Origin of the sequence: Streptomyces aculeolatus, assembly GCF_020400605.1 — a bacterium.
GTDB classification, from domain to species: domain Bacteria; phylum Actinomycetota; class Actinomycetes; order Streptomycetales; family Streptomycetaceae; genus Streptomyces; species Streptomyces aculeolatus.
This window is the reverse complement of sequence record NZ_JAINRD010000016.1, coordinates 50,945-69,406: the sequence shown is the minus strand read 5'-3', so window position 1 is coordinate 69,406 and position 18,462 is coordinate 50,945. Positions and strand designations below refer to the sequence as shown.

Sequence of the window (18,462 nt, the reverse complement as noted above, 5' to 3'; positions counted from 1 at the left end):
ACACGGTGGAACGAAGGAAGGACCCGATGGACGAGCACGAGTTCCTGGCCCTGCGCTTCGACGAGCACCGCCGACAGCTGCGCGCGGTCGCCCACAGGGTCCTGGGCTCGGCCGAGCTGGCCGAGGAAGCCGTGCGGGAGGCGTGGTTGCAGGTGAGCCGCACGGGACCGGACGGGGTGGAGAGCCTCGGCGGCTGGCTGCGTACGGCCGTGGCCGAGGCGTCCTTGGACATCCTGCGGGCCCGGACGGTGCCGGGTGAGGGCTCGCGGTGCCCGTATCAGGAAGTGGATCGACTATCGAACGTGACGAGTGGGGCGATTGACGATCGCGAGGCGGAGGGGGCGGACGGGGCCGGTCCGCGCCGGACGGGCTTCCGCGGCGACTCCGTCGGGATCGCCCTGCTCGCCGTGCTCGACTCGATGGCGCCCGCGGAGCGGCTCGCGTTCGTGATGCACGACATGTTCGCGATTCCGTACGACGAGATCGCGCCGATCGTACGGCGCTCGCCGGCCGCCACCCGGCAACTGGCACTCAGGGCCCGGCGGCGCGTGCAGGGCTCCGCGGCGGGCCGCGCGGACGACGACCGCGGCGCCGAGGACGCGCTGGGCGTACCCTCCGCCGACCCGTACGCCTCAGCCGCCGCCACGGCCACGGATGCCCCGGCGGACTGGGGGGTCACCGCGCGCTGGAGTGCGCTCGCCGGCGCGTTCCTCACCGCTTCGCGCGGGAAGGACTTCCACGCGCTCCTCGCGCTCTTCGACCCCGACGTGGTGTTCCGCGCCGATGCCGCCGCGGTGGCCGCGGGCGCGGCGGAGGAGGTCCGTGGCGCGGTGGCGGTCGCCGACGTCTTCACCGGGCGGCTCAGGTGCGCCCGCCTCGCGCTCGTGGACGGTGCGCCGGGTCTGGTGTGGATGCACCAGGGGCGGCCGAGGATCGCGTTCGCCCTCGCCGTCACCGGCGACACCATCGTCGGCATCGAGGCGATCGCAGACCCGGAGCACCTCGGCAGGCTGGGGCTGCGGCCGCTCGACGGCTGAGCCCGGCTTGCCGCCGGGACCGGTCCGCTGCTCAGCCGCGGTCCGCCGCGAACACCCTCGTACGCGGCTCCTCCACGGCCTGCCCGGGCCCGTCCCCGACCGGGACCACCACGTTCACCACCGTGAGCTGCTGGCCGCAGTTGGGGCACGCGTGCGCGGTGCCGAGGCCCGGCGGCTCCCCGCCCCGCGGGGCGGGCTCCGCCGCGTCAGGCGCGGCGCCGCCCACCCCGGAGACGGCCGGCCGGTGCTGGCCGCGCCACCACCGTGCCTTGCACCGCGGTCCGCAGAACCTCCGGTTGGGGCTGCTGCTCGTCCAGGTGAACTCGGCACCGCACTCGGCGCAGTACCGGGTCTGGCTGACCATGGGTCCTCCTCGTCCGGCGCGGCGGGGCCGGCGCCGTCGGCTCGGGGTTTGGTGACAAGTAGATCGGGGGGAGGGTTACTGCGCCGGAACACCTGCTGTAACCGCGGTGCAACCCACGGTCCGCCCGCTGCGGTGGTTGAGGTGAGAGCAGGTGCAGGAGGGGAGCGCTGTCACCGCGCTGCAACCTGCCGCCACGGATGATGGGATCAGCACGGTTGATCGCGTGCGGCCCCGGTCGGCGGACCGCGGCCCTGCGGAGCAGGCCGGCGGTTGTCCGGTCGGGTTGACGAGGAAGCGCGTCGCAGATCGGCAGGTGAGGTGCGCAGCATGTCCATGGGAGAGACGCGCGGAACCGGCCCCGTGACGAACCCGGCGGTCCGGGCTTCGGGCCAGGCGCCCGCAAGTCAGTCTCCGGTGCCGACGTCCCCGGCACCGTCCCGTCCCCCCAACCGCCTGTCGGTGAACGGCCGTTCCACCACGCGCCGTACGGCGCTGTCCCTTCCGCCCGGCCTGCCGCTGGCCGAATGGAGCCATCTGGGGCGGCAGATCTTCGTCATCGCGGATTCGTCGGCCTGGTGGCTCGGTGACTGGCTCATCTACGGCAGGAGCCACTACCCGGACCGCTACAAACGCGCGCTGGCCGAGACCTCATTCGATTATCAGACTCTTCGCAACTACGCCTGGGTGGCCGGGAAATTCCATCCTTCGAGACGCCGGGACAAGCTCAGCTTCCAGCATCACGGGGAAGTCGCAGGCATGTCCGTGAGCGAGCAGGACGCGTGGCTGACCCGGGCGGAACGGGGCCGGTGGACCCGCAGTGAACTCCGCAAGCAGATCCGGGCGAGCCGCCGGGTGGCCGCGGAGGCGGCGGGCCCCTCGCTCGTCCAGATGAGCGTCGTGCCGGAGCGCCGGGTGCGATGGCAGAAGGCGGCCGAGGCGGTTGGCCTGGAACTGATGGAATGGATGGTCCTGATGCTGGACGAGGCGGCAGAGGAGCCCTTTGCCGATGCCTCCGGGTAAACGGCGATCGGGATGAACTCCGGGCGGCGTGGGCGGTGTTGATGACGCCGGTCCGTCTTTTTGCGCACGCTCGGCGGAATGTTCCCTTCCGGTACGCTCTCTCCGGTTCCCGGACCTTGTCCCGCCGGCGGGACAAGGTGGCCGGATTCCCGCGGTTTTCCACGCCGAAATCTCTCGGTGAATTTGTGACTGGCGGGATCTTTGAGGCGATAACTATCCGGATTCCAGCCTTCCGCCCCGGGCGAGCTGTGATTTTGAAGACGGGTCATGCGCGGCACATGTCAAATGCCTTGTGGGGTGGCGTGTGTTCGCTGAGGCGTGGGGTGTCTGATCGGGGGCGGCGCTGTTAGAGTCGATGTCCGAACGGGGGAACATTCGCTCGCTTCGCCCGGGAACGAAGCCGAGCAGCGGGGGAGAGTTCGAGTGGCGTCGACTGCGGGGACGGGTCTCCGCGTCGATCCGACGCCATTTCGATCACCCTCACTTCCCCTGTGCCGAGAGGTCTGACCTCTCGGCCGCCGATTCAGTGGCGACCACATCAGTACGGCTGCGTCAAGGGATTGTTCGAGTTCCGGTAATCGCACAAATGGGCTCGGGTCACGGCCCGGCTCACCGGAAGTTGGATCGGGGAGGAATTGAAGTTGACGTCCGTGCAGGGGCATCTCGATCAGATGCCGGTCGAGGTAGAAGTCCGCAGTTTACGGAGAGCGGGCTCGCCTCGGACTTCGGGAGAAGACCGAGAGCATGTAAGAGTACTGGCGCAGGCACAAGCCGAACTGCCGCCCATCGTCGTACACCGCGCGACCATGCGGGTCATCGATGGGCTTCATCGACTGCGGGCCGCAGAACTCCGCGGTCAGGACACGATCGCCGTCCGCTTCTTCGACGGGACCGAGGCGGACGCCTTCGTCCTCGCCGTGGAGTCGAACATCGCCCACGGGCTCCCGCTGACCATGGCGGACCGGAAGCGGGCGACGAGCAGGATCATACTGTCGCATCCGCAGTGGTCGGACCGGATGATCGCGTCGGTGACGGGCATCGCCCCGGCGACCGTCGCAGCCATCCGCCGGCGTGAGTCGGCGGACACCGCCGCCACCGGCCACCGGGTCGGCCAGGACGGCCGCGTACGCCCCCTCAACGGCAGCGAGGGGCGCAGGATCGCGAGCCGGATGATCACGGAGAATCCGAGCCTGTCGCTGCGGCAGGTCGCCCGGGCCGCGGGGATCTCCCCGGAAACGGTCAGGGATGTCAGAAACCGCATGCGCAGGGGAGAGGGTCCGCTGCCGGTGCCGCGGCAGCGCAGTACGGCACGTATCGAGAGCAGGCCGAAGGTGGTGGCGGTATCCGCCGGCGTCGCGACGAAGGCGGCGGCGGTCCGGATAACGGTCGACGACCGGGGCGCGGCGGTGAACCGGCTGAAGGCCGACCCGGCGCTGCGGCTGAGCGAGACCGGCCGGACGCTCCTGCGGCTTCTCAACATTCACACACTCAGCGGTGACGAATGGGAGGAGATCATCGGCAACGTACCCGCGCACTGCCGCGGCGTCGTCGCCCAGCTGGCGCGCGAATGCGCCGGCGTCTGGAAGGACATCGCGATGCGGATGGAACGCGAGAGCGCCCGCCCGCTGTGACCGCGGAGCCTTCCGCACACCGCGCGTCACCGTAGGGAAGTACGACAGGCGGCCGAGGCAGGAAAGCAGGGTGGACCCGCAGTACATACGGCGGCCGTCCCTGCGTGGCGTGCGTGTCTTCGTCATGGTGCTGGGATGAGGACGCGCACGTCCTGCCGCACTGTCGGCGCCATCCCACCGGTGTCCAACCATCCGAAACGAGCTGTTGGACGGCCCGGGTCCACCGCCCTGTCGGCGGACCCGGGCCGCACTCTCGTCCGGTGGAGCGCCGTACGCCTAGGGCACCGCCCCCGGGGCGCCAACCGTCGCACCGCGTACGGTGCGCAGTTCGCGGGCGTCCGCGACGTCCGTGCAGCCGGAGAGCCCGAGCGAGTCCCGCAGTTCCTCGCCCAGCAGCTCCAGCACACGCCGCGCACCCGCCTCGCCGGCAGCGGCGGCCCCCCAGAGCACCGGCCGCCCCACCAGTACGCCGTGCGCGCCGAGCGCGAGGGCCCGCAGCACATCCGTCCCACTGCGGACACCGCTGTCCATCAGTACCTCGCAGCCGCCGCCCGCCGCCGCGACGGCATCGGGAAGCGCGTCGATGCTCGCCACCGCACCGTCCAACTGCCGTCCGCCGTGGTTGGAGACGACGATCGCGTCCACGCCCGACTCCGCCGCGCGCCGCGCGTCCCGCGCGTCGAGCACGCCCTTGAGCACCAGCGGCAGTCGCGTGTGCGCCCGCAGCACCGCCACCGACTCCCACGTGACCGCCGGTGAGAACGCCTCCGCCGTGTGCGCAGCGACGGCGGAGGCGCCGCCGCGACGGCGGTGGGCCGTGGACTCCGCGGCGGCCAGGTGCGCCGCGCGCACGTCCTGCGGGAGTGCGAACCCGTTGCGTACGTCCCGCAGCCGGCGGCCCATCCAGGGCACGTCGACGGTGAGCATGACCGCCGCACAGCCGGCATCCTCGGCCCTGCGCACCAGATCGAGGGTCCGCCCGGTGTCCCGCAGCCAGTAGAGCTGGAACCACACCGTGCCGCCGACGCCCGTGATCTCCTCGATCGGCACGCTGCTCAGCGTGCTCGCCGTGAACGGCACGCCCGCCGCCCCGGCCGCCCGCGCCGCCGCCGGCTCGCCCTCGGCGCACACCAGCCGGTGGTACGCCACGGGCGCCACCGCCACCGGCATGGCCACCGGACGGCCCAGCAGCGTCGACTCCGTCGTGCAGCCCGACACGTCCCGCAGCGCGCGCGGCACGACGCACACCCGGTCCAGCGCCGCCCTGTTGGCCCGCAGCGTCGTCTCCGCACCGCTGCCTCCCGCCACGAAGTCCCGCACCCCGGGCGGCAGGACAGCGGCTGCGGCGAGCTCGACGTCCGCGAGCGCGTGGACCGTACCGCCGGGGGCGTCAGCGCCGGGACGGCCCACGCTGGCCGGTCCTCTCCAGCTCCACGGCCTCGTACAGCGCCTTGATGTTCGCGCTGCCGAAGGTCTGCGCGCCCTGCCGCTCGATCACCTCGAAGAACAGGGTGTGCCGCGGGTGCGTGGAGGCGGTGAAGATCTGGAACATCTGCCCGTCGTGGTCCTCGTCGGCCAGCACGTTCGTCGCCCGCAGGTCCGCGAGCCGGGACCGGCTCAGCGACGGGATGCGCGTGCCGAGCATGTCGTAGTACGAGCCCGGGGTGGCCAGGAACGCCACCCCGCGCCGCGCCAGCGTCCGCACCGAACCCACCGCGTCCGCCGAGGAGAAGGCCAGGTGCTGGACTCCGGAGCCCTGGTGGCCCTTGAGGAACTCGTCGATCTGGCCCGGGTCCGCGGTCGGGTCGGGCTGGATGAGCGTGAGCGTCACCGCGCCCGACCGGCTCTGCACCACCTTCGACTCCATCGCCTGCGAGCCGACGACGATGCGCTCCTCGAAGACGAAGTCGAAACCCAGCGCCTGCCGGTAGAAGCTGACCGTGGGGTCGAGGCTGCCCGTGTCCAGGCAGACCGCGACGTGGTCGATCTCGTGGAGGCCCACGGCGGCCGCGCGGCCGTCGTCCTCCCGCAGCGCCGGCGTGAACCCGACCGGCAGGCCCGGGGCCGCCCGGGGGGCGCGCTGCACGAGCGTGTGCACCACGTCCCCGAACCCGCCTATCACGGCCGTCACGGCGGGTCCCTCGCCGTCGTGCGCCGTGGGCTCGCGCAGCACTCTGGCGCCGCCGGCCGCCGCCGCGTCGAACGCGGCCCGCACGTCGGTCGTGCGCAGCGCGATGTCGGCCACGCCGTCGCCGTGGTCCTGGACGTAGCCCGACGCGGGGTGCTGGTCGGAGGTGGCCTGGGTGAGCACGAGGGTGATCCGGCCGTGGCGCAGCGCGATGCTGCGGTGCTCCGGCGAGCCGCCGGTGCCGACGACCGAGAACGCGTACTTGTCGACCCAGTCGAAAGCGGCCGCCTCCAGGCTTCCGACGTACATCTCGACGTAGTCGATGGCCGCGTCGCCGAACGGAACTCCGGCCTCGCTGAAATCATGCATGACTGTCCCCTGGTCACGAAGTTGCATGCGTTTCCCGGACTGTAGGCGACCGGCCGTGAATCTGGCTACGTGCGTCTTTTCTGGACTCCCGCGCTGTTGGTCGGCGGGTCTTCGTGCATAAGCTGTTGCGCCGTTTCTGTTAATCGGTCCATGGCTTTCGAGCGGGATCTTCCGAGCGCAATCCTTCGATCGGGTTCTGTGGAACAGGGGATGTCTGGTGATTCGCTCCATAGCCGTCGTGGGCACCGGCCTGATCGGCACCTCCGTGGCCCTGGCCGCCTGCCGCCGCGGGGTGGCCGTGTACCTGTCCGACCGCGACCCCGAAGCCGCCCGCACCGCCGCGGCCCTCGGCGCCGGGAGCGCCGGGGAGCCGCCCGGGCCGGTCGACCTGGCCGTGATCGCGGTCCCGCCGAGCAAGGTCGGCATGGTGCTGATCGACGTGCAGCGGCGCGGTCTCGCGGACGCGTACACCGACGTGGGCAGCGTGAAGACGGTGCCGGAACGGTGCGCGCTGGACGCCGCGCCCCACCCCGCGCGCTACGTGGGCGGCCACCCGCTGGCCGGCCGCGAGCGCTCCGGGCCGCTCGCGGCCCGCGGCACCCTCTTCGAGGGCCGCCCCTGGGTGCTCACCCCGTCGCGGCTCACCTCGCCGGCCACCTTGGAGCGGGGCCGCCTGCTGGCCGAACTGTGCGGCGCCGCCCCGCTGGTGATGGCCAGCCGCGCCCACGACGACGCCGTCGCGCTGACCTCCCACGTTCCCCACCTGCTGGCCAGCCTGATGGCCGCGAGGCTGCGGGACGACCCCGCGGGGGTGTCCCGGCTGGCCGGCCAGGGCCTGCGCGACGTCACGCGGATCGCCGGCGGCGACTCCCGGCTGTGGGCGGACATCATCGAGACCAACGCCCCGGCTCTCGCCGGCGTCGTGAGAGCGGTGCACGCCGACCTCACCCGGCTGGTGCCGGCGCTCGACGCCCTCGCCGGGCACGGTGGCGGCGACCGCGCGGAAGGCCTGCGGACCGTCGTCGACCTGCTCGACCGGGGCATCGACGGCCTCGGCACCATCCCGGGAGCCCGCCCAGGACCCCCGGAGGACACCCCTGCCCTGCGCGTGTCCGTCCCCGGACGGCCGGGGGAACTGGGGCGTCTCCTCGGGGCGGTCGCGGGACTCGGCGCGGACGCCGAGAGCGCGTCGGTGGACGCCGCGGAGGGCGGCGGATTCACGGTACGGTGCCGAGTGAGTCCGGCCGACGCCGATCGAATCGCGGCGAAACTCAGGGCCGACGGATGGGACGCGGAGGAAGACGGCGGCGATGCCCGAATCGCGCCCGCCCAGCGGTGAACTCCCATGCCTTTCGCATCCGTGAGTACGGCCGTCCAACCGCGGGAATTGTCCAAGCGCGCAACCCCGCGTCCAAGTGTGCAGATTGCTCTCTTGGACGGCGTTGTCGAAATAGACGCGACGTGCTTTTCTGAGCGCCGGAAGACGACTTCGTCAATTGCCTTCGCGTGGGGGAATTCCATGGCTGCTCCGGGATCCGAAGCACTCGTCGCCGGCGCCGGACCGGACGCCCCGGCGGAGGGTGCCGCCGCGCCGTCGCCCCCCGCTCCGTCCGCGCGCCCGCTGCGCAAGGCCGAGCTGCACGGCAGCGTCTCCGACCCTCTGCTGGACACGATGAACTTCCTCAACGAGATCACGCTGCGCTACCCGGAGGCGATCTCCTTCGCCCCCGGCCGGCCGTACGACGGATTCTTCGACACCGAGCAGGTCTTCACCCACATGCGGACCTACCTCGACCACCTCGCCGCCCACGGCGGCACGCCGCAGGACATCCGCACCGCCCTCTACCAGTACGGCCCCACCGCCGGCCAGATCCGCGAGATCATCGCCGAGTCGCTGCGCGCCGACGAGGGCATCGACGTTCCGGCCGAGTCCGTCGTGGTGACCGTCGGCGCCCAGGAGGCCATGCTGCTGGTGCTGCGCGCGCTCTTCGGCGGGCCCGACGACGTGCTGATGGTGGCCAGCCCCTGCTACGTCGGCATCACGGGCGCCGCCCGGCTGCTCGACATCGCCGTGCACCCGGTCGAGGAGCGCGAGGACGGCTTCCGCGCCGCCGACCTCGAAGCCGCGGTGCTGGCGGAGCAGGCCCGCGGCCGCCGGCCCCGCGCCTTCTACCTCGTCCCCGACCACTCCAACCCCTCCGGCGCCACGCTCACACCCCGGGCCCGGACGGACCTGCTGGACCTCGCGGCCCGCCACGACCTGCTCATCCTGGAGGACAGCCCGTACCGGCTGGTCAGCCCGGGCCCGCCGCCCCCGACTCTGAAGTCGCTCGACCGCGCCCGCCGCGTGGTCCACCTCGGCTCGTACTCCAAGACCGTCTTCCCCGGTGCCCGCGTCGGCTTCGCCGTCGCCGACCAGACCGTCGTCGACGACGCCGGGACCACCAGCCTGCTCGCCGACGAACTCGCCAAGATCAAGAGCATGGTGACGGTCAACACCCCGTCGCTGAGCCAGGCGGCCGTCGCCGGGGCGCTGCTGGCCACGCAGGGACTCGTCTCCGAGCTGAACTCCCGCGCGGCCGCGTACTACGGAGACGCGATGCGGGCCATGCTCCAGGCCCTGGACGCCAGCCTGCCCGCCGACCGCAGAAGCACGCTGGGCGTGCGGTGGAACCGGCCCGAGGGCGGGTTCTTCCTCACCGTGCAGGTGCCCTTCCCCGCCGACAACGCGGCGCTCACCCGCTCCGCCCAGGACTTCGGCGTCATCTGGACGCCCATGAGCCACTTCTACCCGGGCGACAGCGGCGGCCACCGCGCCATCCGGCTCTCCACCAGCTACCTGACCACGCGGGAGATCGACGAGGGCACCGCGCGCCTCGCCCGCTTCATCGAGGCGGAGGCCCGGGCCGGGTGACACCGGCGGCCGGCCTCCCCATTCTTCCTTCCGTCCGACTCCAGTGAGAGAGGACCGCACGTGAACGGCATCACCGGCGCACAACGACCGCGTAGCAAGAAGCGCATGTGGGGGTGGACCTTCCGATGACCACCGGCGTGGAGCGTGCGGAGCTCCTGGACCCCCGGTCCGCGACAGCACAGGTGCCCGGCCCGTACCGGCCGCGCATCCTCGGGGTGGGCACGGCGGCCACCCCCACGTCGTACAGCCAGCAGGAGGTGCTCGACGCCTTCGGCATCACCGACCCCAAGATCAGCTCCGTCTTCCTCAACAGCGCGATAGAACGGCGCCACCTGACGCTGCCCGCCCCCGACGTACACGGAGTCCGGCACTCCGAGCCGCAGGGCGACCTGCTCGACAAGCACAAGGCCGCGGCGATCGAGATGGGGGCGGAAGCCCTCCGCGCCTGCCTGAAGAACGCCGGCCACGAGCTGTCGGACCTGCGCCACCTGTGCTGCGTGACGTCCACCGGCTTCCTCACCCCCGGGCTCAGCGCCCTGCTGATCCGCGAGTTGGGCATCGACCGGCACTGCAGCCGCTCCGACATCGTCGGCATGGGCTGCAACGCCGGGCTGAACGCGCTCAACGTCGTCGCCGGCTGGTCCGCCGCACACCCGGGCGAACTCGCCGTCGTGCTCTGCGCCGAAGCGTGCTCCGCGGCGTACGCGTTCGACGAGACCATGCGCACCGCCGTCGTCAACAGCCTCTTCGGCGACGGCGCCGCCGCCGTCGCGCTCATGTCCGGCGCGCCCGCCACCGCCCCCGACGGTGCCCGCGGCCCGGACGTGCTGAAGTTCGCCAGCTGCCTCATCCCCGAGGCCCTGGAGGCGATGCGCTACGACTGGGACCGCGACCAGGACCGGTTCAGCTTCTTCCTCGACCCGCTGATCCCGTACGTCGTCGGCGCCCACGCCGAACTCGTCGTCGACCGGCTGCTCGCGGACACCGGCCTGCGCCGCAGCGACATCCGGCACTGGCTCGTGCACTCCGGCGGCAAGAAGGTCATCGACGCCGTCGTCGTCAACCTCGGGCTCACCCGCCACGACGTCCGCCACACGGTCGGCGTGCTGCGCGACTACGGCAACGTCTCGAGCGGCTCGTTCCTGTTCTCGTACGAGCGGCTGCTCGACGAGGACGTCACCCACCCCGGAGACCACGGCGTGCTCATGACCATGGGCCCGGGCTCCACGATCGAAACGGCACTGGTCCGATGGTGAGAGCGGAGGGTGCGATGAGCGACACGCTCACGCTGGTGATCGACGGGGCCGGGCCGCCGACGGCCGCTTCCGTCAGGGCACTCGGCACGATCTGCGACGAAGCGGAGGACGGCGGGGGCACCGGCCTGGTCACGGTGCACGTCACCGGCGCCCCGGAGCCCGGCTGGACCGCGGGACTCGACGTCCAGCTGGTCAGCAAGTGGGAGCGGGGGCTGCGCCGGCTGGAGCGGCTGCCGGCCGCCACCGTCGCGGTCGCCCGCGGCGACTGCGGCGGCACGGCGCTCGACGCCTTCCTCGCCGCCGACATCCGCGTCGCCACCCCAGGGGCCCGGCTGCTCGTCGCCCGGGACGGGGAGGCCACCTGGCCCGGCATGGCGAGCTACCGGCTCGTCCAACTGGCCGGCGCCGCCGCCATCCGCCGGGCCGTCCTCTTCGGCCTGCCCATCGACGCCCCGGAGGCGCGGGCGCTCGGCCTCGTCGACGACCTCGCCGCGGACCCCGCGAGCGGCGTCGCCGCGGCCGCGGGACTGGTCGCCGGGCTGTCCGGGAAGGAAGTCGCCATCCGCAGGCAGTTGCTCTTCGACGCCACGACGACCAGCTTCGAGGACGCGCTCGGCCGGCACCTCGCCGCCTGCGACCGCTCACTGCGGGCGGACGCCGCCCGGGTGGCATCGTGACCGCGGACCCGCGGCCGCCCTCGGCCCCGGACGGCTGGGCCGCGACCGGCGCCGCGCTCGCCCGGGCCGAGGAGAAGATCGCCGCGCTCCCGCCGCCCGAGGCCCGCTCGCCCGCCCAGCGGACCCGCGCGGCCGGCGCCCGAGACGAGGCCCGCGCGCTGCGCACCGCCTTCCTCGACAACCACGTCGACGCCGTCTACGACCGGCTCACCGACGGCCGCACCACACCGCTGCGGCTCGCCGACCTGGTGCATGCCGCGGCTGTCGCCTACCCCGGGCTCGTACCCACCGCCGGGCAACTGGCCGCCGAGCACGACCGGCTCCAGGCCGACAAGGAAGGCCACGAGATCGACCAGGGCATCTTCCTGCGGGCGGTCCTCGCCTCACCCGTCGCCGGCCCCCACCTGCTCGACACGATGCTGCGCCCCACCCCTCGCGCGCTGGAGCTGCTGCCGGGGTTCACCGAGACAGGGCTGGTCGACACCCGCTCCGTCCGGCTCGAACGGCGCGACGGCGCGGCGTATCTGACGATGCACCGCGACGACTGCCTCAACGCCGAGGACGAGCAGCAGGTCGACGACATGGAGACCGCCGTCGACCTCGCGCTGCTCGACCCGGGCGTCCGGGTCGCCGTGCTGCGCGGCGGCGAGATGACGCATCCGCGCTACCGCGGCAGGCGCGTCTTCAGCGCCGGCATCAACCTCAAGAGCCTGCACGCGGGCGGCATCTCGCTGGTGGGGTTCCTGCTCCGCCGCGAGCTGGGCTACATCCACAAGATCGTCCGCGGGGTACGCGGCGCGGACGGCGCGCCCTGGCACGCCCGCACCGTGGAGAAGCCCTGGATCGCGGCGGTAGACACCTTCGCCATCGGCGGCGGCATGCAGCTGCTGCTCGTCTGCGACCACGTGCTCGCCGCCTCGGACGCCTACGTGTCCCTGCCCGCCGCCCGGGAGGGCATCGTGCCGGGCGCCGGGAACTTCCGGCTCGGCCGGCACACCGGCCCGCGGATCTCCCGGCAGGTCATCCTCCAGGACCGCAAACTGCCGGCGACCGACCCGGACGCGCGGCTGGTGCTCGACGAGGTGGTCGAACCGGCGGGGATGGACGACGCGATCACCGCCGCCGTCGAACGGCTCGGCGGCCCCGCCGTCGTGCCCAACCGGCACATGCTGAACCTCGCGGAAGAGCCCGCGGACGAGTTCCGGCGCTACATGGCCGAGTTCGCGCTCCAGCAGGCCCGGCGGATCCACGGTGCGGACGTCGTCGGCAAGGCCGGCCGGTTCACACGGCGTTCGGCGTGAGCGCCGCCCGCGGCAGCCGGACGCCCCGGCTGCCGCGGGCGCGGCGGCCGGGCGGAGGACCCGTACCGCCGGCTCCGCCACCGAGAGCGACAGGCCGGCGAAGGAACCGCCGGCCGACGAAGGAAGGGAGCCGGCCCGATGCCGACAGCCAGCATCAACGGGATCACCCTCGGTTTCGACGACTACGGCACCGGCCCGCCGGTCGTCATGGTCACCGGCACCGGTGCCCCCGGACGGATCTGGCGCACCCACCAGGTGCCGGCCCTCACCGCCGCCGGCCACCGGGTGGTCACCGTCGACAACCGCGGCATGCCGCCCAGCGACCCGTGCCCCGAGGGCTTCACCCTCGCCGACATGGCCGCCGACACCACCGGGCTCATCGAAGACCTGGGCCTCGCGCCGTGCCGCGTCGTCGGCTTCTCCCTCGGCGCGAGCATCGTGCAGGAACTGCTCCTCGCCCGCCCCGGCCTGGTGCGGCAGGCCGTCCTCATGGCTCCCACCGGGCACGCCGACGGCCTGATCTCGGCCATGACCGCCGCCGAACTCGACCTCTGCGACAGCGGCGTGAAGCTCCCGCCGCGCTACGCCGCGTACGTCAACGCCCTCCAGAACCTCTCCCCGCGGACGCTGAACGACGAGGCGACGCTGCGGGACTGGCTCGACGTCTTCGAGATGACAGCAGTCGACATGTCGGCATTCCGCGGTCAGCTGGAACTGCAGACAATGGACAACCGGCTCGGCGCGTACGCACGCATCTCCTGCCCGTGCCTGGTCATCGGCTTCGGCGACGACCTCGTCGTTCGCCCGCACCTGTCGCGCGAGGTCGCCGCCGCCATCCCGCACGGCGCGTACGTCGAGATTCCCGGCTGCGGCCACTACGGCTACCTCGAAAGGCCGGACACCGTCAACGCGGCCGTCCTCGACTTCTTCGCCGCCACTCCGGCCTGAGCCCGGCCGGCCGGGCAGCCACCGGCGCCCGGGCCCCGGCCGGAACCTGTCCGCTGAAACCCCGGCCTTATGCCCGGCCGCGCTAATCTGAAGGCGGTTCGAACCGAAAAGCACGGGGACGCGACGAAGTGAAGCGCTGTGACCGCAGTGTGACGCAAGGTGGGGGATCGTCTGTCGTGATGGCCGTTCTCGAATGCCCATCCGCCGCATCCTCACCATGCGCCCGCGAGACCGCCGGCAGGTGCCGCTGATGAGGGTTCTGGTAGTCGAAGACCACGCTGAGCTGGCCGACTCGGTGGCACGGGTGCTGCGCCGGGAGGGTATGGCCGTCGATGTCGTGTACGACGGATCCGACGCGCTGGAGCGCACGATGACCGTCGACTACGACGTCGTCGTCCTCGACCGCGACCTCCCGGGCGTCCACGGCGACGACGTGTGCAAGGAACTGGTCTCCCAGCCCCACCACGCGCGGGTGCTGATGCTCACGGCATCCGGGACGATCATCGACCGCGTCGAAGGACTGAACCTCGGCGCCGACGACTACCTGCCCAAACCCTTCGCCTACGCCGAGCTGGTCGCCCGGCTGCGGGCCCTCGCCCGCCGCGCCCAGCCCGCCGTCCCGCCCGTACTGGAGCACGGCGACCTCCGGCTCGACCCCGCCCAGCGCTTCGCCACCCGCGGCGGCGAACGCCTGACCCTCACCCCCAAGGAACTCGCCGTCCTGGAGTGCCTGCTCTCCGCCCAGGGACGGGTGGTGTCGGCGGAAGAACTCCTCGAACGCGTGTGGGACGAGGCGGCCGACCCGTTCACCACGACGGTGAAGACCACGATCAACCGCCTGCGCTCCAAGCTCGGTCTGCCCCCGGTGATCGAGACGGTGCCGCGGAGCGGCTACCGGATTTGAGGTGCGCACATGGGGCCGTCGAGACTGCACCTGGCCGTCCTGAAACGTGTCGGCGCGATGTCCGCGCAGCTCACGCCCCGCCGGGTCCGGGTACGCCTCACGCTCCTGTACGGATCGCTCTTCGTCCTCTCCGGCGCCGTACTGCTGGCCATCACGTACCTTCTCGTCGCGCGCCCCTCCGGCGGCCTGGTGACGTTCAAGGACGTGCAGTACGGCTCGTCCGGGTCCTCCGCCCAGGCGGACACCCGCACCTACCGGCTGGACGAGGATCTCGGCAGCCAGGAGGGCGGCATCGTCGAGGAGATGCGCCAGCAGGCGTGGCACCAGCGGGAGGCGATGCTCGACCGGCTGCTCATGCAGTCCGGGCTCGCCCTCGCCATCATGTCCGTCATCGCCATCGGGCTCGGCTGGGTGGTCGCCGGCCGCGTCCTGCGCCCGCTGCGCACCATGACGAGCACCATCCGCCACATCTCCGCACGCAACCTGCACGAGCGCCTGGCGACCGGCGGCCCGCCCGACGAGCTGAAAGACCTCGCCGACACCGTCAACGGCCTGCTCGGCAGGCTGGAGACGGCGCTCGAATCCCAGAAGAGATTCGTCGCCAACGCCGCCCACGAACTGCGCACACCCCTCACCCTCGAACACGCGCTGCTGGAGGAGACCCTCATCGACCGCGGCGCCACCCTCGAATCCTTCCGCGCCAACTTCGAGCGGCTGCTGACGATCAGCAAGCAGCAGGCCACCCTCCTGGAGTCGCTCCTCACCCTCTCCAGCAGCGACCGGGGCCTGGACAACCCGGAACCGCTCGACCTCGCCGCGCTCACCCACGAGGTCCTGCCCGCCTTCCGGCCCGAGATCGGCCGGCGTGACCTGGCCGTCGAGTCGGCCATAGAACCGGCCTGCATCTCCGGCGACTCCGCCCTCATCCACCGCCTGGTGGCCAACCTCCTCGACAACGCCATCGACTACAACGTCCCGGGCGGCAGCGTCGAGATCGCCACCGGGGTACGGGACGGGGGCGCGTTCCTCTCCGTCCGCAACACCGGCAGTGCGGTCCCGCCGGACCAGGTCGAGCGCCTCTTCAACCCCTTCCAGCGGCTCCGCCGCACCGCCGGCGACGGGCACCACGGTCTGGGGCTGTCGATCGTCCGCTCCATCGCCACCGCCCACGACGCCACGCTCACCGCCGAGGCGAGAGCCGGCGGCGGGCTCGCCGTGACCGTCGCCTTCCCGCTGCGCGACGACGCGCCGGCGGAGGACTCCCGGGTGGTGGGGCTCGCGGCGCCCGGCGCCGCACCGGCCAATTTCTGAGCCGCTCCTTTCCGTTTCCCCCGAATAACGCCCGTCCAACTGCTGACAATTCACAGTTGGACACCTTCAGGTTGTCCAACCTTGTCGCCTTCTTCCCGCCTGGTTAGTGTGTATTCCGACTTGAGGGAAACCCCACCGACGGGAGCGGTCATGGCGAATCCGTTCGACAACGAGAGCGGCACTTTCCTGGTCCTGGTCAACGACGAGAACCAGCACTCACTCTGGCCCGCCTTCGCCGAAGTCCCTGCAGGCTGGAAGTCCGTCTTCGGCGAGGAAAGCCGCAAGGCATGCATGGACTACATCGAGGAGAACTGGACCGACATGCGGCCGAAGAGCCTCATCGAAGAGATGGACCGGCACGAGCAATCGGCCGCCCGCTAGGACACCACGGCCCGACGACGAGCACTGGAGGTAACTCGTGGCCATGATTGGCGGCTCCGGGCCGGTCATCATGCGCGCCGGAGGGCCGGATTCGGTCACCAGGCAGAAGGTGAAGAAGGGTACGGCGAAGCGCATCCTTCCCTATACCCGGCCCCACCGACTAAGAATTTCCGTACTGTTCGGCGTCACCGCGCTCAACGCGGGAATCGTGGTCGCCGTCCCCATTCTCTTCAAATACCTCATCGACAACGGCATCATGCCGGGGGACACCTCCGTCGTCGTCTGGATCGCCGTAGCGGTCGCGGCCCTCTCGCTCCTGCAGACCGTCGTCGGCTTCGCCGAGGCATGGCTCTCCGGCAAGGTCAGCGAAGGGCTCATCTACGACCTGCGCACGGAGGTCTTCGACCACGTCCAGCGCCAGCCGCTCGGCTTCTTCACCCGCGCGCAGACCGGATCCCTGGTCAGCCGGCTCAACACCGACGTCGTCGGTGCCCAGCAGGCCCTGACCTCCCTGCTGTCCACCGTCGTCTCCGCCGGCCTGACGGCGCTCCTCGTGCTGGGCGCGATGTTCTACCTCTCCTGGGCGATCACGCTGATCAGCCTCGTGATGCTCCCCCTGTTCATCCTCCCCGGCAAGGTCGTCGGCCACCGGCTCCAGCGCGTCATGCGCGAACACATGCAGGTCAACGGTGAGATCGGCGCGTTCATGAGCGAGCGGTTCAACGTCACCGGCGCGCTGCTCGCCAAGCTCTACGGACGGCCCGAGACCGAGAACGGGATGTTCGCGGACCTCGCGGGCAAGGGCCGCGACCTCGGCGTCCGCGCGTCCGTCTACTCCAAGCTCCTCTTCCTGTCGATGATGCTCGTCGGCTCCCTCTCCACCGCGCTGGTCTACGGCCTCGGCGGCGGCCTGGTCATCGAGGGCGTCTTCCAGATCGGCACCCTGGTGGCCCTCGCCACCCTGCTCACCAGGCTGCTCGCGCCCATCAACCAGCTCTCCGGCGCCCAGAGGGACATCCTGATGGCGCTGGTCAGCTTCGACCGGCTCTTCGAGATCCTCGACCTCCAGCCGCTCATCCAGGAGAAGCCGAACGCCCGCGCCCTGCCCCGGGCCGCCGCGACCGGAGCCGGCGCCCCCGGTGCCGACCCCGTCAGGTCCGAGGCGAACGGGGCAGCGGCCAGTGCCCCGGAGATCGAGTTCTCGGGTGTCTCCTTCCGCTATCCCTCCGCGGCGGACGTCTCCCTCGCCTCCCTGGAGTCCCTCGCGGGCCCCGCACTCCGGCGCGGGGACAACTCGTGGACTCTGCGCGGCCTGAACTTCACGGCCCCCGCGGGGAAGCTCACCGCCCTCGTCGGCCCCTCGGGCGCCGGCAAGACCACCATCACGCACTTGGTGCCGAGGCTCTACGACCCGGGCGAGGGAGTCGTGCGGATCGGCGGCCACGACCTCCGCGACCTGACGCTGGTTTCGCTCCGCGACACCGTCGGAATGGTCACCCAGGACGCCCACCTCTTCCACACCACCATTCGGCAGAACCTCCAGTACGCCCGCCCGGACGCCGCCGAGAAGGACATGATCGAAGCCTGCCGGGCCGCCCAGATCTGGAGCCTGATCGAGGCGCTGCCCGACGGCCTCGACACCCTCGTCGGAGACCGGGGCTACCGGATGTCCGGCGGCGAGAAGCAGCGCATCGCCATGGCCCGGCTCCTGCTCAAGGCACCGCCGATCGTGGTCCTCGACGAAGCGACCGCCCACCTGGACTCCGAGTCGGAGGCGGCGCTGCAGCGGGCCCTCAAGACGGCGCTCACGGGCCGGACCTCGCTGGTGATCGCCCACCGCCTCTCCACTATCCGTGACGCGGACCAGATCCTCGTCATCGACCAGGGCCAGGTCCAGGAGCACGGCACCCACGACGATCTTCTCGAACTCGACGGTCTCTACGCCGAGCTGTACCGCACCCAGTTCTCCCGCCGGCCGAAGAACGGCGACGCCCCGGTATCGGAGATGGCACCGATGCCGCCGAACGGCCCCATGATGGACGGCCCCCCGCAGGGAATACTCATCGGTCCCGGCCCGGGAATGGGCCCGGGACCCGGAATGGGCGGGCCGGGCCCCGTCCTGCACGGCCCGGGACCGCGCTAGAGCCACGGATTCCGCCAATCGCAGGCAGAGGACGCGCAGTGTCGCGCCGTCCGCAATCGCCATGACCGACGTCGCCTG

The 18,462-nt window shown here is 71.7% G+C and carries 16 protein-coding genes; 13 read left to right on the top strand and 3 right to left on the bottom strand.

What is annotated here, in order from left to right:
- Positions 1-26 precede the first annotated feature (26 nt).
- Positions 27-1,037, top strand: coding sequence for a sigma factor (locus LG396_RS24385; RefSeq protein ID WP_225796397.1), 1,011 nt, complete (start codon positions 27-29; stop codon positions 1,035-1,037).
- Between the two features lie 31 nt (positions 1,038-1,068).
- On the opposite strand, the gene LG396_RS24380 is transcribed toward LG396_RS24385, so the two are convergent.
- Positions 1,069-1,401, bottom strand: coding sequence for a DNA gyrase inhibitor YacG (locus tag LG396_RS24380; RefSeq protein ID WP_225796396.1), 333 nt, complete (start codon positions 1,399-1,401; stop codon positions 1,069-1,071).
- Between the two features lie 327 nt (positions 1,402-1,728).
- Here LG396_RS24380 and LG396_RS24375 point away from each other — a divergent pair, with 327 nt between their 5' ends.
- A complete protein-coding gene (locus LG396_RS24375; RefSeq protein ID WP_199790421.1) occupies positions 1,729-2,421 on the top strand; it encodes an LmbU family transcriptional regulator in 693 nt (230 codons plus the stop codon).
- A gap of 650 nt (positions 2,422-3,071) precedes the next feature.
- A complete protein-coding gene (locus LG396_RS24370) occupies positions 3,072-4,052 on the top strand; it encodes a ParB/RepB/Spo0J family partition protein (protein ID WP_026277088.1) in 981 nt (326 codons plus the stop codon).
- A gap of 276 nt (positions 4,053-4,328) precedes the next feature.
- Here the strand turns inward: LG396_RS24370 and LG396_RS24365 are convergent, their stop codons facing one another.
- Positions 4,329-5,462: an alpha-hydroxy acid oxidase gene (locus LG396_RS24365; protein WP_225796395.1), complete on the bottom strand. Its 1,134-nt coding sequence runs from the start codon at positions 5,460-5,462 to the stop codon at positions 4,329-4,331.
- On the bottom strand, positions 5,443-6,549 hold the full coding sequence (gene hppD / locus LG396_RS24360) for a 4-hydroxyphenylpyruvate dioxygenase (RefSeq protein ID WP_225796394.1): 1,107 nt from the start codon (positions 6,547-6,549) through the stop codon (positions 5,443-5,445). The genes LG396_RS24365 and hppD overlap by 20 nt, the downstream gene beginning before the upstream one ends.
- 217 nt (positions 6,550-6,766) lie before the next feature.
- Between hppD and LG396_RS24355 the strand changes: the two genes are divergently transcribed.
- The 10 genes from LG396_RS24355 to LG396_RS24310 all read left to right on the top strand — a co-directional run bounded on the left by LG396_RS24355 (position 6,767) and on the right by LG396_RS24310 (position 18,384).
- Positions 6,767-7,888, top strand: coding sequence for a prephenate dehydrogenase (locus tag LG396_RS24355; protein WP_225796393.1), 1,122 nt, complete (start codon positions 6,767-6,769; stop codon positions 7,886-7,888).
- Between the two features lie 180 nt (positions 7,889-8,068).
- Entirely contained in the window at positions 8,069-9,463 is a 1,395-nt protein-coding gene (locus LG396_RS24350) for an aminotransferase-like domain-containing protein (protein WP_225796392.1), read from the top strand.
- Positions 9,464-9,588: 125 nt separating this feature from the next.
- The gene (dpgA, locus tag LG396_RS24345; protein WP_225796466.1) at positions 9,589-10,719 is read left to right on the top strand and encodes a 3,5-dihydroxyphenylacetyl-CoA synthase DpgA; all 1,131 of its coding nucleotides are present in this window, start codon (positions 9,589-9,591) and stop codon (positions 10,717-10,719) included.
- A gap of 14 nt (positions 10,720-10,733) precedes the next feature.
- Complete coding sequence (gene dpgB, locus LG396_RS24340; RefSeq protein ID WP_225796391.1) at positions 10,734-11,396, top strand: enoyl-CoA-hydratase DpgB; 663 nt, start codon at positions 10,734-10,736, stop codon at positions 11,394-11,396.
- Positions 11,393-12,697 (top strand): (3,5-dihydroxyphenyl)acetyl-CoA 1,2-dioxygenase DpgC, encoded by a 1,305-nt coding sequence (dpgC, locus tag LG396_RS24335; RefSeq protein ID WP_225796390.1) that lies wholly within the window; start codon positions 11,393-11,395, stop codon positions 12,695-12,697. Before dpgB ends, dpgC begins: the two co-directional genes overlap by 4 nt.
- Before the next feature lie 138 nt (positions 12,698-12,835).
- On the top strand, positions 12,836-13,645 hold the full coding sequence (locus LG396_RS24330) for an alpha/beta fold hydrolase (protein ID WP_225796389.1): 810 nt from the start codon (positions 12,836-12,838) through the stop codon (positions 13,643-13,645).
- 250 nt (positions 13,646-13,895) lie between these two features.
- Positions 13,896-14,549, top strand: coding sequence for a response regulator transcription factor (locus LG396_RS24325; protein WP_026276449.1), 654 nt, complete (start codon positions 13,896-13,898; stop codon positions 14,547-14,549).
- 9 nt (positions 14,550-14,558) lie between these two features.
- Positions 14,559-15,860: a sensor histidine kinase gene (locus tag LG396_RS24320; RefSeq protein WP_225796388.1), complete on the top strand. Its 1,302-nt coding sequence runs from the start codon at positions 14,559-14,561 to the stop codon at positions 15,858-15,860.
- A gap of 150 nt (positions 15,861-16,010) precedes the next feature.
- A complete protein-coding gene (locus LG396_RS24315; protein WP_018838199.1) occupies positions 16,011-16,241 on the top strand; it encodes an MbtH family protein in 231 nt (76 codons plus the stop codon).
- Positions 16,242-16,284: 43 nt separating this feature from the next.
- On the top strand, positions 16,285-18,384 hold the full coding sequence (locus LG396_RS24310; RefSeq protein ID WP_225796465.1) for an ABC transporter ATP-binding protein: 2,100 nt from the start codon (positions 16,285-16,287) through the stop codon (positions 18,382-18,384).
- The last annotated feature ends 78 nt before the right edge of the window (positions 18,385-18,462 follow it).

Bases quoted from the DNA above. Each gene is read 5' to 3' on its own strand.
- dpgB (WP_225796391.1), top strand. From the start codon at position 10,734: ATGAGCGACACGCTCACGCTGGTGATCGACGGGGCCGGGCCGCCGACG.
- LG396_RS24375 (WP_199790421.1), top strand. From the start codon at position 1,729: ATGTCCATGGGAGAGACGCGCGGAACCGGCCCCGTGACGAACCCGGCG.
- LG396_RS24315 (WP_018838199.1), top strand. From the start codon at position 16,011: ATGGCGAATCCGTTCGACAACGAGAGCGGCACTTTCCTGGTCCTGGTC.
- hppD (WP_225796394.1), bottom strand. From the start codon at position 6,549: ATGCATGATTTCAGCGAGGCCGGAGTTCCGTTCGGCGACGCGGCCATC.
- dpgA (WP_225796466.1), top strand. From the start codon at position 9,589: ATGACCACCGGCGTGGAGCGTGCGGAGCTCCTGGACCCCCGGTCCGCG.
- LG396_RS24325 (WP_026276449.1), top strand. From the start codon at position 13,896: ATGAGGGTTCTGGTAGTCGAAGACCACGCTGAGCTGGCCGACTCGGTG.
- LG396_RS24310 (WP_225796465.1), top strand. From the start codon at position 16,285: ATGATTGGCGGCTCCGGGCCGGTCATCATGCGCGCCGGAGGGCCGGAT.
- LG396_RS24330 (WP_225796389.1), top strand. From the start codon at position 12,836: ATGCCGACAGCCAGCATCAACGGGATCACCCTCGGTTTCGACGACTAC.
- LG396_RS24380 (WP_225796396.1), bottom strand. From the start codon at position 1,401: ATGGTCAGCCAGACCCGGTACTGCGCCGAGTGCGGTGCCGAGTTCACC.
- LG396_RS24320 (WP_225796388.1), top strand. From the start codon at position 14,559: ATGGGGCCGTCGAGACTGCACCTGGCCGTCCTGAAACGTGTCGGCGCG.
- LG396_RS24350 (WP_225796392.1), top strand. From the start codon at position 8,069: ATGGCTGCTCCGGGATCCGAAGCACTCGTCGCCGGCGCCGGACCGGAC.
- LG396_RS24385 (WP_225796397.1), top strand. From the start codon at position 27: ATGGACGAGCACGAGTTCCTGGCCCTGCGCTTCGACGAGCACCGCCGA.